General features: G+C 69.0%; 12 protein-coding genes. 8 read left to right on the forward strand and 4 right to left on the reverse strand.

The features are described from left to right. Positions 1-1002: a proline racemase family protein gene (locus tag ACIBJB_RS08355; protein WP_398927803.1), complete on the forward strand. Its 1002-nt coding sequence runs from the start codon at positions 1-3 to the stop codon at positions 1000-1002. A gap of 80 nt (positions 1003-1082) precedes the next feature. Next, positions 1083-1772: a GntR family transcriptional regulator gene (locus tag ACIBJB_RS08360; RefSeq protein WP_398927805.1), complete on the forward strand. Its 690-nt coding sequence runs from the start codon at positions 1083-1085 to the stop codon at positions 1770-1772. A 30-nt stretch (positions 1773-1802) separates the two neighbouring features. Here the strand turns inward: ACIBJB_RS08360 and ACIBJB_RS08365 are convergent, their stop codons facing one another. The 4 genes from ACIBJB_RS08365 to ACIBJB_RS08380 form a co-directional block, all read right to left on the reverse strand. Beyond that, on the reverse strand, positions 1803-3281 hold the full coding sequence (locus ACIBJB_RS08365) for a cellulose binding domain-containing protein (protein ID WP_398927807.1): 1479 nt from the start codon (positions 3279-3281) through the stop codon (positions 1803-1805). 352 nt (positions 3282-3633) lie between these two features. Beyond that, the gene (locus ACIBJB_RS08370; RefSeq protein ID WP_398927809.1) at positions 3634-4953 is read right to left on the reverse strand and encodes a radical SAM protein; all 1320 of its coding nucleotides are present in this window, start codon (positions 4951-4953) and stop codon (positions 3634-3636) included. 62 nt (positions 4954-5015) lie between these two features. Next, positions 5016-5726, reverse strand: a complete 711-nt coding sequence (locus ACIBJB_RS08375) for a pyridoxamine 5'-phosphate oxidase family protein (RefSeq protein WP_398927811.1) — start codon at positions 5724-5726, stop codon at positions 5016-5018. Between the two features lie 59 nt (positions 5727-5785). Next, positions 5786-6793: a hydroxyacid dehydrogenase gene (locus tag ACIBJB_RS08380; RefSeq protein WP_398927813.1), complete on the reverse strand. Its 1008-nt coding sequence runs from the start codon at positions 6791-6793 to the stop codon at positions 5786-5788. 119 nt (positions 6794-6912) lie between these two features. Here ACIBJB_RS08380 and ACIBJB_RS08385 point away from each other — a divergent pair, with 119 nt between their 5' ends. From ACIBJB_RS08385 to ACIBJB_RS08410, 6 genes are all read left to right on the forward strand, one after another. Then, the gene (locus tag ACIBJB_RS08385; RefSeq protein WP_398927815.1) at positions 6913-8166 is read left to right on the forward strand and encodes an FAD-binding protein; all 1254 of its coding nucleotides are present in this window, start codon (positions 6913-6915) and stop codon (positions 8164-8166) included. 87 nt (positions 8167-8253) lie between these two features. Continuing rightward, positions 8254-9525 (forward strand): ROK family transcriptional regulator, encoded by a 1272-nt coding sequence (locus ACIBJB_RS08390; RefSeq protein ID WP_398927817.1) that lies wholly within the window; start codon positions 8254-8256, stop codon positions 9523-9525. A gap of 36 nt (positions 9526-9561) precedes the next feature. Continuing rightward, positions 9562-11406, forward strand: a complete 1845-nt coding sequence (locus tag ACIBJB_RS08395; protein ID WP_398928427.1) for a glycoside hydrolase — start codon at positions 9562-9564, stop codon at positions 11404-11406. Between the two features lie 230 nt (positions 11407-11636). Further along, a complete protein-coding gene (locus tag ACIBJB_RS08400; RefSeq protein WP_398927819.1) occupies positions 11637-12899 on the forward strand; it encodes an ABC transporter substrate-binding protein in 1263 nt (420 codons plus the stop codon). A 20-nt stretch (positions 12900-12919) separates the two neighbouring features. Further along, positions 12920-13888, forward strand: coding sequence for a carbohydrate ABC transporter permease (locus ACIBJB_RS08405; RefSeq protein WP_398927821.1), 969 nt, complete (start codon positions 12920-12922; stop codon positions 13886-13888). Next, positions 13885-14754, forward strand: coding sequence for a carbohydrate ABC transporter permease (locus tag ACIBJB_RS08410; RefSeq protein WP_398927823.1), 870 nt, complete (start codon positions 13885-13887; stop codon positions 14752-14754). Before ACIBJB_RS08405 ends, ACIBJB_RS08410 begins: the two co-directional genes overlap by 4 nt. Positions 14755-14772: the final 18 nt, after the last annotated feature.

Consider the following 14772-nt stretch of genomic DNA (forward strand, 5'->3'; position numbering starts at 1 on the left):
ATGCGCAGCAAACTCGTCCTGCACGCCGTCGACTCGCACACCGAGGGCATGCCCACCCGCGTGATCACCGGCGGGATCGGCACGATCCCCGGCGCGACCATGAACGAGCGGCGGCTGTACTTCCGTGAGCACCGCGACGACATCAAGCAGCTGCTGATGAACGAGCCGCGCGGGCACTCGGCGATGAGCGGTGCGATCCTCCAGCCGCCGACCCGCCCGGACTGCGACTGGGGTGTCGTGTACATCGAGGTCTCGGGCTATCTGCCGATGTGCGGACACGGCACGATCGGGGTGGCGACCGTGCTGGTGGAGACCGGCATGGTCGAGGTCGTCGAGCCGGTCACCACGATCCGGCTCGACACCCCGGCGGGCCTGGTCGTGGCCGAGGTCGCCGTGGAGGACGGCAGGGCGAAGCACGTCACGCTCCAGAACGTGCCGTCCTTCTCCGTCGCCCTGGACCGCAAGATCGCACTGGCCGACGGGCGGACGGTGACATACGACCTGGCGTACGGCGGCAACTTCTACGCCATCCTGCCGCTGGAGGAGTTCGGGCTGCCCTTCGACCGGGCCCGCAAGGACGACATCCTGCAGGCGGGACTGTCCCTCATGGAGGCGATCAACGCCGAGGAGGAGCCCGTCCACCCCGAGGATCCCTCCATCCGCGGCTGTCACCACGTCCACCTGCTCGCGCCCGGAGCGACAGCCCGCCACTCCCGGCACGCGATGGCCATCCACCCCGGCTGGTTCGACCGCTCCCCCTGCGGCACCGGCACCAGCGCGCGCATGGCCCAGCTGCACGCGCGCGGCGAACTCCCGTTGCACACCGAGTTCGTGAACGAGTCCTTCATCGGGACACGGTTCACGGGCCGGCTCCTCGGCACCACCGAGGTGGCGGGCCGCCCCGCCGTCCTGCCCAGCTTCACCGGGCGGGCGTGGATCACCGGCACGGCCCAGTACCTGCTCGACCCGACCGATCCGTTCCCGGCGGGATTCGTCCTGTGAGGCCTGAGCGTGTCCAGGAACGTCGAGGATAATGCCCGGTGCCGCGTGACATTGCACTTGCACACTAGGAGACACCCTTCATGGCCGCCCAGCGATCCAGCACCCCCGCCGCTGCCCCCGCCCTGCCCGTGCTCGGCGGCAAGAAGAGCAGCTACCGGGAGCGGGTCGCCGACGCCCTGCGGGCCGCGCTGATCGCGGGCGAACTACTCCCGGGCCAGGTGTACTCGGCGCCCGCGCTCGCCGCCCGCTTCGGTGTGTCGGCCACCCCCGTGCGCGAGGCCATGCTCGACCTCGCCAAGGAGGGCCTGGTCGACACCGTCCCCAACAAGGGCTTCCGGGTCACCGCGGTCTCCGAGAAGCAGCTCGACGAGTACACCCACATCCGCTCGCTCATCGAGATCCCCACCATCGTGGGACTGGCCTCGACCGCCGACCCGGTCTCCCTGGAGGCGCTGCGTCCGGCCGCCCGGGAGATCGTCCAGGCGGCGGTGTCCGGTGACCTCATCGCGTACGTCGAGGCCGACACCCGCTTCCACCTCGGCCTGCTCGCCCTCGCGGGCAACGCCCACTTGGTCGAGGTGGTCGGCGACCTCCGCAAGCGGTCACGGCTCTACGGTCTCACCCCGCTGGTGAAGTCCGGCCGTCTGCTGGCCTCCGCCGAGGAGCACCTCGAACTCCTCGACGCGCTGATCGCCCGCGACGAGAGGGCGGTCCACGCGGTGATGACCCGTCACATCGGCCACGTCCGGGGGCTGTGGGCGGCGAAGTAGGCGCGACAGCCCCCGCCCGGACCGAAGGTGTCAGGACTTGACGCACTCCTGCCCGTTGAGGGAGAAGTCGTACGCCGGGGCGTTCCTGCTCTGCCAGGTGGCGAGGAAGCCGAGGGAGAGCGAACCGTGCGCGGGGACCGACTTGTTGTAGTCGGCGGCGCTCGCGGTGACCTTCGCGCCGCTCTGGGTGAAGCTCCCGTCCCACATCTGGGTCACCTTCTGGCCGTCCTTGAAGGACCAGGTGACCCGCCAGTCGCTGAGCGCCTCGGTGGTGGTGACGGTGACTTCGCCCTGGAAGCCGTCGGGCCACTGGTTGACGAGGGTGTACTCGACCTGGCAGGACGGCGTGACGCTCTCGCCGGGCTCCGGTTCCTCGGCACCGGCGGAGGAGGTCCCCTGGGGTTCCGGGTCGGAGTTCTTCGCACCCGTGGACTCGGACGGGTTCCCGCCGGCCGTCTGCGACGGGTCCGCCGAGCCGGGTGCCCGGGACGTGGCGGCGGGAACGGAGGAGGTGGGGTTGGCCACCGGCTGGCTGTCGGCGGAGGTACCGGTGCCGGGCTTGGCGGCGCCGTTCTCCATGTCGTCGCCGGGCATCATCGAGACGGCGAGGGCGAGCAGGGAGACGAGGACGGCCGCGACGAGCAGTCCGTTGCGCGCGACCTTCGCCTTGTGCGCGCCGGGGTTCGGGGGCCCGCTCTCCAGTGCCGCCGGGCGTCCCGCGCCAAGGCGTACCTCGGCGGCCCGGCGGCGGCGTTCCAGATAGGCGAGCCCGCCCCAGCCGATCACCCCGCTCGCGAGGGCCGCGGGCAGCCCGCCGCCGTGCAGTCGAAGACAGGCGGCGGCCTCCGCGCACTGCCGGCATCTCGCGAGGTGGTGGGAGAGGTCGTCCGGGGTCTCGCCGGAGGTGGATCGGGTGACCGCGTCCAGCAGCCGGGCGTAGCTGCGGCACTGCGCGTCCATCGGCATGTCGAGATGGTTGCGGTGGCTGCGGTCCCGGAACAGGCCGCGCACCTGGGCGAGTTCGTCGCCCACGGTGGCCGGGTCGAGGCCGAGCCGGCGGGCCACCGCGGACAGCGGCAGCGCCTCCACCTCGGCCAGCCACAGCAGTTCGGCGTCCGCTGCCTGCAGATCGCGCAGTCCGCGCAGCGCGATCGGCCGCTGGAGCGGCGGGCCGGTGTAGCGGGCGGCCTTGTCGGAGTTGAGCCACAGCCGCAGATCGGGGTCGAGCCGGTGGCCCAGACCCCGTGTCTCCCAGTCCGCCGCTGTCGTGCGAACGGCGGTCAGCAACAGGGGTATTCGGGGCAGCCGGGTCGGACGGCGGCCGGCGCCGCGGGCGGCGGCCTCCGCCTCACGGGCCTCGCGCATGCCGAGGGAGAACGCCTCCGTGGCCAGCTCGGTGGCGGCGGTGGAGCCGGCCGTGCACAGATCGGCGTACGACAGCACGGCATCCCAGCACTCTGAGAACAGCGCGGCCTCGGTGGCGTCCTGAGGGGTCGGCAGGTCGGGCATGGGTCTCCTGCATCCAAAGCGAGGTCAACTCGCCATACTGGCAAAGGAGTTGGGGGGAACCTCGCGGCAGGACAGGACCCTTTCACGTCCCCCACACAACTGACAAGCAGGCTATTCAAATCGGTTACCGACGGTTCGCGCCAGTGGTCGGAGCGCACGACCGGGAGCGCTGTTACGAGAGTTATACGGAAAGAGCGCCGGGAAAGCTCGATACCGGGTGCATCTCATCGCGAAAAGTGCGAAGCAGCGGCCGCTCCGGTCACCTTGTCGATAAATCCTTCGATACATCAGAGCGGGCCGCGGATCCCGAAGGTCTCCGCGGCCCGCGCCCACACTTTTCGGCGGTGAGGAGTCACACCTCGACCGGCTCCTGGGCCGGAAGGCTGTCCATGAAGGAGCTCACGGAGAAGACGGCACGGCCCGGTCCGGGCGGGCCGTAGCCGGGAGGCGAGGACAGTCCGAAGTCGTCCATCGTCTGCCGATAGGCCTGGAGCAGCCGGATGTGGTACTCCAGCGGCGCGCCCTGCGGGTTGGCCTTGCCGAGCGGGGTCGTGGGCTCAGGGCACCACGTGGTGAAGCGGGGTGTGATGCCGTGCGACATGAAGAAGCGCAGGCCCTCCGTCGTGGACGCGATCGCCTCGTCGACCGTCTTGAAGCCGAACGGCTCGGCCATCTCCACGCCCGCCACGAAATTGGGGATCACATTGCGCGCGCCGAAGACCTCCGCCGAGTCCAGGATCCGCTTGTGCCACTCGTCCCGGCCGACGTACCGCTCCTTGCCCGGGCAGTACATCTTGAAGAGGTACTCGTCCCACACCTCGTAGTTGGGGTGGTAGATCTGCACGCCGTAGTCCTTGAAGCGCTGCACGTCGTCCTTCGGCAGCGCCTGCGCGACGACCTTGCCGATCCAGCGGCCCGGGAAGTGCTCCTCGATGGCCTTCGCGTACATGCCGTAGAAGTCGGCCTCGTCCCGGCCCTGGAGCTTCGAGGTGATCGCGCCGCCGGTGAGGGTGTAGGCCGTGGACACCTTGGCGGTGTCGTACCGGTCGATGATCTCGAGCGCCTCCAGGACCTCGTCCACGTCCTTGACGCCCGTGTACGGCCGCCCCGCCGCCTTGTGCTGGCGCCAGTTGTGGTTGATGTCGCAGTACTGGCACTCCTCCTTGGCGCCGAAGTACTGGCACACCCGGAAGACGGTCAGATAGACCAGGTAGCCCCACTGGATGGTCGGGGCGACCTCCATCACGGACTTCCCGCTGGAGAGTTTGTGCCGGTAGTACTCCGGCATCGGCGGTACACCCACGTCGGCGATCCGCTTGCCGTCGAGGTAGAGCCCGAGCATGCCGGAGTCGTCGGCCGCCACGCGGTAGGGCGAGGCGGGGTTCACCCGCACCGACACCACGGTCCGCCTGAGGTCGTACGGCCCGCCGGTGAGGATGATCTCCTCCGGCGGGCGCCGCAGCGCGGCCTCGCCGAGTTCCGGCAGGGTGCCGTGGTCGAAGGAGAAGATGAAGTACGACTTCGGCTTCATCTCCCCCGACTCGTTGTCGCTGAGGGCGGACGGGTCGAAGGCCACGCCACCTCGCAGCAGGTCCTCTTTGAAGACGGCTTCCCGCGGCACCTGCGGAAACCGCTCCATCAGATCCTCGACCAGCGCGGTACGGCTGCCCATCCCGTGTCTCCTCCCGGCTCAGACGTACGACCGACTCCTCACGGTATGCCCTCGCACCGACATCACCCGTGCCGGGTCCCCTCGCGGCGAGCTATATGGGTCGGTACGGGCGTTTCCTGCGGCAGAAGCGGGTCCGGAACAGGCGCGTCCCATGTCGAGGTGAGCGGAAGCACACCGGCCCACAGCCCCAGTTCGGCGTCGGGACCGTCGCCGTCGTCGGGCGCACCGGTACGGACCTTGACGGAAGCCTCCTCGAGGGAGACGGCGAGCAGGGTGGTGGCCGCGAGTTCCTTCCGGCTCGGCCGCCGGGCGTACGCCCACTGCCCCGGCGCCGCGTGGTCGGTCAGCAGACGCAGGCCCGCCAGCTTCTCCTGCGGGTCGGTCACCTTGCGGGCCTCGCCGTGGATCATGGCGCTGCGGTAGTTGACGCCGTGCTCGAAGACGGACCGCGCGAGGACCAGCCCGTCGACGTGCGTGACGGTGACACAGACCGGCGTACCGCCCGCGAGGCTGCGGCCGGCCACCGAGCCGTGCACATACAGCTGCCGCTCGTCCCACCCGTACACCGTGGGCACGACCAGGGGCCGCCCCTCGACCACCACACCCAGATGGCAGACGAACCCCGCGTCGAGGATCGCCTCCAGATCGGCCCGCTCCAGGCTGCCCTGCTCACGCAGGCGGCGATGCCGGGTGAGCTCGGTCTGCGGAAGGGACACGGGGAGGCGCTGGGGATGCGGTTCGGGGCCGGGTTCGGGTTCGGGTTCGGGGCTCATGACCAGGCAGGTTACTGACGCCTCAGGCCGGGCCCCTGACCAGGCAGGCTACCGACGCGTCAGGCCCCGCGCTCCAGCCCTTCGAACGCCACCGGGAACGCCACCCCTGCCCCGGACACCACCCGCTCCGCCTCCTCTACGACCGCCAGGCCCAGCCGCGCCAGTTCGTTGCCCTGCGACCCCGCGAGGTGCGGCGTGACGAAGGCGCCCGGGAGTTCGTACAGCAGCGAGTCGGCGGGCAGGGGCTCCGGGTCGGTGACGTCGAGGACCGCCGAGAGGCGCCCCGACCGCAGTTCAGCGACGAGGGCGTCCGTGTCGACGAGCGACCCGCGCGCGGTGTTGACCAGCACCGCTCCGTCCGGCATCAGGGCCAGCTCGCGGCCGCCGATGAGATGCCGGGTCTCGGGGGTCTCCGGGGCGTGGACGGTCACGATCTCGCAGGTGCGCAGGAGGTCGTCCAGCGGCAGCAGCGGGACGCCCAGCTCCGCGGCCGCGCTCTCGTCGACGTACGGGTCGGTCAGGCTCACCGAGAGGTCGAACGGCCGCAGCAGCTCGATCACCTTCCGCCCGATCCGGGACGCCCCGATCACGCCGACCCGCCGCCCGTGGTTGCCGATGCCGGGCACGATCCCCCAGCCGTCGGACGCCCGCTCGGTGCGCAGCCGCTCCCGGCGCACGAAGACGTCCTTGCCGGCGAGCAGGATCACGGCGAGCGTGTACTCGGCGACGGGCACCGCGTTGGCCTCGGCCGCCGAGGACACGGCGATCCCGCGCCGCCAGATCTCGGGACCCGCGAAGCTCTTGACCGAGCCGGCCGAATGCAGGACGGCCCGGAGCTTCGGGGCCGCGTCGAGGACGGCCGCGTCCAGACGGGGGCAGCCCCAGCCGGTCACGAGGATCTCGGTGCGGGCCAGGACGTCCGCGAACGCCGGGTCGGTGAGGTCCTCGGCCACCAGCCCGGGATCGATGTCCACGGACTCCCGCAGCCGTGCCAGCACCTCGGGCGGGAAGACGAGCGGCACGTTCTCGGCGGTCATGGCGAACAGCGCCTGGGGTCGCTCGGGCACGGTGGTGATCCTCCAGACCTACGGAAGGTTGCGGAAACCGTTGTAGAAACCGTTCTCTACGGTAGGCCCCGACAAATGAGAGGGTCAACGCATACACACTTCCTGGAGGAACGACGGACATGTCGGAGACGATCACCAACTGGGCGGGGAACATCACCTACTCCGCCAAGGAACTGCACCGGCCCCACTCGCTCGACGAGGTCGCCGCCCTGGTCGCGGACAGCGCGAGCGTGCGGGTGCTGGGCAGCGGGCACTCCTTCAACGAGATCGCCGAGCCGGGCCCCGAGGGCGTGCTGCTGTCGATCGCCGACCTGCCGCCGGTGATCGACGTGGACACGGCGGCCCGTACGGTACGGGTCTCGGGCGGCGTCCGCTACGCCGAACTCGCCCGTGCGGTGTACACCAAGGGCCTCGCGCTGCCCAACATGGCTTCGCTGCCGCACATTTCCGTGGCCGGCTCGGTCGCGACCGGCACCCACGGCTCGGGCGTCGGCAACGGTCCGCTCTCGTCGGCCGTGCGCGAGGTGGAGCTGATCACGGCGGACGGCTCGGTACTGACCGTCGGCCGGGACGACCCGCGCTTCGGCGGGGCGGTCACCTCACTGGGCGCCCTCGGTGTCGTCACCGCGCTCACCCTGGACCTCGTTCCCACCTTCGACGTGGAGCAGTACGTCTTCACCGAACTCCCCCTCGCCGGACTGGACCCGGCGACCTTCGGGACGGTCATGGCATCGGCGTACAGCGTCAGCCTGTTCACCGACTGGCGGGCGCCGGGCTTCCGGCAGGCCTGGGTCAAGCGGCGGACGGACCAGCCTCTCGCCGACTTCCCGTGGGCCGCGCCCGCCACCGAGAAGATGCACCCGGTGCCGGGGATGCCCGCGGTCAACTGCACCGAGCAGTTCGGCGTGGCGGGTCCCTGGCAGGACCGACTGCCGCACTTCCGGGCCGAGTTCACGCCGAGCAGCGGAACGGAGCTCCAGTCGGAGTACCTGCTGCCGCGCGAGCATGCCGTCGAGGCGCTGCACGCGGTGGACGGCATCCGGGACACGGTCGCCGGGGTGCTCCAGATCTGCGAGGTGCGGACCGTGGCCGCCGACGAGCAGTGGCTGAGCCCGTCCTACGGCCGGGACACCGTGGCCCTGCACTTCACCTGGATCGAGGACACCGCGGCCGTCCTGCCGGTGGTGCGCCGGCTGGAGGAGGCACTGGCTCCCTTCGGCGCGCGGCCGCACTGGGGAAAGGTCTTCACCACGCCCGTGGACCTGCTGCGCGAGCGCTACCCGAGGCTCGGCGACTTCCGGAAGCTGGCGCGTGAGCTGGACCCCGACGGAAAATTCGCCAACGCCTTCGTCCGGGTCGTACTCGCCGACTGACTTTATAAAGCCCCTTTCCTAACCCCTTGTACAAAGTCCCCCGCAGCCCATAATCTTGCGCCGCGCCGGTGCCACTGTCGTCCCGGCATGAGCGAAGGGATGGGGGTCGGCCCGGTGAAGCGCACATCACGTGACATCCGCACCGCGAACCGCTACGAGGTGTTGCGCCAGATCATCGCCGAGTCGCCCACCTCCCGGCAGGAACTGGCGGCGGCCACCGGGCTGAGCCTGGCCACCGTCGCCACGCTCGTGGGCGAGCTGCTCGACCTCCACATGATCACGGAGGTCGGGTTCGAGGAGTCGGCGGGCGGGCGCCCCCGCGGGCTCGTGGCGGTCAACGCGTCGGGGGGCGCGTTGATCGGCGTGGACATCGCGGAGACGTACGTCCGTGTCGAGCTGTTCGACCTGGCGCTGAACGTGCTGGCCCGCGCCGAGGAGGACGTCCGCCCCGGCGAGAGCCTCCCCGAGCAGGTGGTCGGCCATGTCGCCGCCGCCGTCGGCTCGGTGGTCACGCAGGCCGGCATCGAGGGCGCCCGGGTGCTCGGCGTCGGCGTGAGCGTGCCGGGGCAGGTGGACCGCGCCACCGGCATCTCGGAGTACGCGCCGAACTGGGACTGGCACGACGTGCCGCTGGTCGACCTGCTCTCCGAGTACATCGCCTACCCGCTCTACCTGGACAACCCGCTGCGTGCCGTGGCCGTGGCAGAGCTGTGGTTCGGCGCGGCGCGCGGGAGCGGGAACGCCGTGGTGGTCACCCTCGGGACCGGCGTGGGCGCCGGGCTCGTCCTGGGCGGCGCACTGCATCGCGGTGTCTCCAACAGCGCCGGCGAGTGGGGCCACAACACGATCGTCCTGGACGGACGCCTGTGCCGCTGCGGCAACCACGGCTGCGTGGAGACGTACGTGGGCGCGCCCGGCATCATGCTGAACCTGCGGGAGCTGAGCCCCGACAGCGAGCTGCTGCACCCGGGCGACCAGACGGCGACGATCGCCGCGCTGGCCCGGGGGATGCTCGACCGGGACCCGGTGGCGGTCGAGGTCGTCCGGCACACCGCCCGTTATCTGGGCGCCTCCATCGCGCACCTGGTCAACCTGTTCAACCCCGAGGTGGTCGTGCTCAGCAGCTGGGTCGCGGCCGCCCTCGGCGAGCCCCTGGTCGCGGAGGTGCGCGAGGCCGTCGCCCGGCACGCGCTGCCCCGGCCGATGGCCGCCACCCAGATCGTCCTCTCCCCGATCCCGACCGACCCGGCGTGTCTGGGCGCGGCGACGTTCGCGCTCGAAGGGGCGCTCCAGTCGGGCGGGCAGAGGTCTGTGAAACGCACCACCCCGGCAAGGACGAAGACGCACGACCCCCGCTAGGAGCCGTACCGCACCACCTTCATGACGACGGAAGGGATGCACGTGTCTCAGCCCCACCGCAAGAGATCGGCCCTGTTGACAGCCGCAGCCGCGTTCGCTGTCGCGGGACCGCTGATATCCGCCCCGCCCGCGTCGGCCGCCACCCCCACGGTGGCCGAAGTGTCCCCGCACGCCGCCCAGACCATCGACAACATCGGCGCCTCGGGCGCCTGGTGGGTCAACGACCTGAAGAACTTCGACCCGAAGGTCCAGGCCCGGGTGTCCAAGCTGCTGTTCTCCAAGGACGGCCTGGCACTGAGCAGTTACCGCTACAACATCGGCGGTGGCGGCACCGGGGTCACCTACGCGCCGCGCGCCCCCGAGGACTTCCTGAAGGACGACGGGTCGTACGACTGGAGCAAGGACAAGGCGGGCCGTACGTTCCTGTACGCGGCCGCCCAGTACGGCGTGAAGGACCTGATCGCCTTCGTCAACAGCGCGCCCGCACAGTGGAAGACCAACGGCCTGAGCTGCGGCGGTTATCTGAAGGCGGAGAACGAGCAGGACTACGCGAAGTACGTCGCCGACGTCACCGACCACTTCGCGAAACAGGGCGTGCGGTTCGACTACATCAGCCCCTTCAACGAGCCCACCAACAGCTTCGGCGACTGCGGCCAGGAAGGCATGCTGGTGCCGGTCGACCAACGCGACGACATCGTGCGGGCGTTGGGCGCCGAGCAGCAGGCCCGCGGTCAGAAGACCGGCATCATCGCGGACGAGTCCAGCTCCACGGTGAGCTTCAACACCGAGGTCCCGCAGTGGATCTCGCAGCCGGGCACCGCCCAGTACGTCGACAAGCTCGCCCACCACACGTACAACAACCCGGGCGACGACCAGCGGGCGAAGATCTACGAGACGTCCAGGTCGGTCGGCAAGCAGTCCTGGTCCACGGAGATCTGCTGCTTCGGCAACGGCGGCACGGGCTGGGCGCAGGAGTACGACCCCACGATCGACGGTGGTCTGAACCTCTCCCGGATCATCTACAAGGACTTCGCGACCGCGCACGACTCGGCGTTCCAGTGGTGGGTCGCCCTCTCGGAGCAGATCGGCTCCGACCCCCTCGCCAAGAACGCCGAGGGCTGGAACGACGGCCTGATCTACTACGACCCGGACTACGCCACCAACGGCAACCAGACCCTGTACTTCACCAAGCGCTACTACGCGCTCGGCCAGTACAGCAAGTTCGTCCGGCCGGGAGCGGTCGCCCACAACGTGACCGGCGTACCGGACGGCGTGGAGGTGTCGACGTACGACGACCACGGCAAGTGGGTCGTGGTGGTCAACAACCACAACACCGCCGACACCGCGGTGAACCTGCACTTCAACAGCAAGACGCCGGTGCGTGCGAGCAAGGCCGTGCGGACCTCGGCGACCGAGAGCTGGGCGAACGTCGCGAAGCCGTCGGTCAAGGGCGGCACCGCCTCGGCGAACCTGCCGGCCCGGTCCATCACGACGTACGTCCTCGACCAGAAGGGCCAGGGCACGTCGGCGGTCACGGGCGCGCTCCAGGGCAAGCAGTCCGGCAAGTGCCTGACCGCGAACGCCTCGGGCGCGGCGATCAGCAGCTGCACGGGCGGACCCGAGCAGGTGTGGTCGTACGACGCGAAGGGCCGTCTGAAGGGCGTGAACGGCTATCTGACGGCGGGGAGTTCGGGGCTCACGACGAGCCCGGAGACGACCCGTGACGGCAGCCAGCAATGGCTGCTGAACTCCAACGGCCAAGTCGTCAGCGAGGCGTCGGGCACCTGCCTGGACGTCGGCGGACAGGCGACGGCCGAGGGCAGCAAGGTCGGCCTGTGGACCTGCAACGGCGGGACCAACCAGACCTGGTTCAAGCAGTAACACCTCACCTCTGCAAGGGGGTTGCGGGCCGCTGGTGCGGCGGCCCGCAACCCCTGGGCGTCCGATATCCCGAACGCCGCACAACGCTTCGTGCAGACTTCGTCCAACCCCTTGCCGAAGGCTTAGCCGAAGGTTAACGTCCCGCACCGCAGGTCCATTTGAGCCACCTGGCACTGAGCCGCAGAGCCATGGCACAGAGCCGTAGCCGTATTCGAGACAAGGACGTCAGCATGTCGGCATTGAGCAACAGCAACTGGGACCGTCGAAACGTTCTGCGGGCCGCGATGGGCCTGGCCGCCGCCGGCGGGCTGGCCGCGTGCGGCGGGAACACCGGGCGGAGCAGCGGAGGATCGAGCGACGCGCTCGTCCAGTTCTTCCACGCCTACGGCGAGGCAGGCACCGAGCAGGCGATCAAGCGGTACGCGAAGGCGTACAAGGACGCCAACGTGACCACCAACTGGATCACGGGCAACAACTTCGAGGCGAAGCTCTTCGCGTCCCTGCTCACCAAGAACGCGCCCGACGTCTTCGAGTTCCACCCGCAGATCCAGATGGTCAAGAGCGGCCAGGTGGCGGACCTGAGCGACATCATCAACCCGGTCAAGGACGACTTCAACCCGGCCGACATCAAGTCGCACACGGTGGACGGGAAGATATACGGCGTCCGCATGATCGACGACCCGCAGTTCTTCTTCTACCGCAAGTCGATGCTGGAGAAGGCCAAGGTCGACGTGCCGACCACCCTCGACGAGCTGCTCGAGGCGGCGGAGAAGCTCACCACCAACAAGGTCAAGGGCGTCTTCCTCGGCAACGACCTCACCCCGGCCATCAACCCGCTCCTCTGGTCGGCCGGTGCCGACACCCTCACCGCCGACAACAAGCCCGCCTTCCACACGGACGCGGTCGTCGCCGGCATGAAGCAGCTGCGCCAGCTGTTCACCAGCGGCAACCTGCTCCTCGACGCCCCGGCCGACTACTGGGACCCGTCCGCGATCAACCAGGGCCTGTGCGCCATCCAGTTCTGCGGCATGTGGGCGATGCCCGCCATGCAAAAGGCCCTCGGCGACGACCTCGGCGTCTTCCCCTTCCCCAAGGTCGGCGACAACGGCAAGCAGTCGGTCTACAACGGCGGCTGGTCGATGTTCGTCAACGCCAAGGGCAAGAACGTCGACGCGGCCAAGGAATACGTCAAGTGGCTGTGGATCGACCAGAAGGAGTACCAGGAGGACTGGGCCACCTCGTACGGCTTCCACATCCCGCCGCGCACCTCCATCGCCCAGTCCGCCACCAAGCTCAAGTCGGGTCTGCCGGCCGAGGGCGTCAAGCTCTTCAACGAGTTCGGGCACTTCGACAACATCGGCTGGACCCAGGCGATGATCACCGCTCTCACCGACGCGTTCGCCAACAGCGTCCGTAAGAACGGCGACCCGAACGCCGCCCTCGCCGACGCGGAGAAGAAGGTCAACGCCGAGCTCAAGAAGCTCTTCGGATAGGTCGACGGAGAAACCACGACATGTCGACCACCACCACGCGCGGGGTCGCCCAGCCCGCCCCGGCCAAGGCCTCACCGGCCCGGCCGCGGCGGGGCCTACGGGGCAACCCGACCTTCAACTTCTGGCTCTTCACCGGGCCGTTCCTCATCGGCCTGGTGATCTTCGTCTTCGTGCCGATCGTCTGGAGCATCTGGCTCAGCTTCTTCGACGCGCGCTTCACCGTCACGCCGAGCAAGTTCATCGGCTTCGACAACTACAAGAGCATGCTGACGAACTCCAACTTCACCGGTTCCCTGGTGACGTTCACGGTGTTCGCCGCGCTCATCGTGCCGCTCACCTGGGCCCTGTCCCTGGGCCTGGCGATGCTGGTGCACCGGCTGCGGTTCATGCGGGCGTTCTTCCGGTCGGTGTTCTTCCTTCCGACCGCCGTGTCCTATGTCGCCGCCGCGCTGATCTGGAAGATGTCCATCTTCACCGGTGTCCGCTTCGGCCTCATGAACACGGTGCTCGGCTGGTTCGGCGTCGACAACATCGCCTACCTGTCCGACCCGAACCCGCCCTGGTACTGGCTGGTCATCGTGACCGTACGCCTGTGGCTGCAGGCCGGCTTCTACATGATCCTGTTCCTGGCCGCGCTGCAGAACATCCCGGCGGAGCTGTACGAGGCCGCCGCGATCGACGGCGCAAAGCCCGGCTGGCAGACCTTCCGGTACATCACGCTGCCCCAGCTGCGCGCCACCTCCACTGCGGTGATCCTGCTGCTGCTCGTCGCCGCCTACCAGGCGTTCGACGAGTTCTTCAACATCATCACGACCAAGGCGACCTGGGGTCAGACACCGCTCATGGTCCTGTACAAGACCGCCCTCGGCGAGAACCAGGACTACGGCGCCGGCAGCGCGGGCGCCGTCATCCTCACCCTGCTGATCTGCGCCGTCACGCTCCTCCAGGGCAAGTTCATGGGCTTCGGAAGGGGGGAGGACTCCAAGTGACCACCACCGCACCTCAGGTGGGCAAGGAGCGCCGCAAGAAGCGCGGAGGCGTCCTCGGCAACACGGGCCTGTACTTCGCCGTCGGTGTCGCCGCCCTGCTCTTCCTGCTCCCCTTCTACCTGATCCTCCGCAACTCCCTCTCCACGGACCCGGAGATCACCGGCGAGAACTGGAAGCTGCTCCCCTCCTTCCAGTGGGGCAACATCAGCGAGCTGTTCGACGACCCGACGGTCGACTTCGCCCGGTCCATGTGGAACTCGACGGTGATCGCCGTCTCCATGACCGTCGGCACCCTGCTGATCTGCTCCCTGGCCGGATACGGCCTCGCCCGTATCCCCTACAAGCACGCCAACAAGGTCTTCTACGTCGTCCTCGCGACCCTGATGGTCCCCACCGCCGTGACGTTCGTGCCGAGCTTCGTGCTGGTCTCGTCCCTCGGCTGGATCGACACCTACCGCGGTCTGATCATCCCGGGCCTGTTCAGTGGTTTCACCTGCTTCCTGTTCCGGCAGTACTTCCTCGGGTTCCCGAAGGAGCTGGAGGAGGCGGCACGCGTGGACGGGCTCGGTTACTGGGGCGCATACTGGCGCATTGTCGTACCCAACTCGCTGAACTTCTTCGCGGCGATGGCCACGATCACGTTCATCAGCGGCTGGAACGCCTTCCTGTGGCCGTTGGTCATCGGCCAGGACCCGAGCTCCTGGACCGTCCAGGTCGCCCTGTCCTCCTTCATGACCAACCAGACCGTCAACTTCCACCTGATCTTCATGGCCACCGCCATTTCCATCCTGCCCCTGGTGTTCGTGTTCCTCTTCCTCCAGCGCTGGCTGGTCCAGGGGATCGCGCAGACCGGCATCAAGGGCTGACGCCTCTCTCTCAGTACC

Source organism: Streptomyces sp. NPDC050759 (assembly GCF_044456945.1).
Taxonomy (GTDB): domain Bacteria; phylum Actinomycetota; class Actinomycetes; order Streptomycetales; family Streptomycetaceae; genus Streptomyces.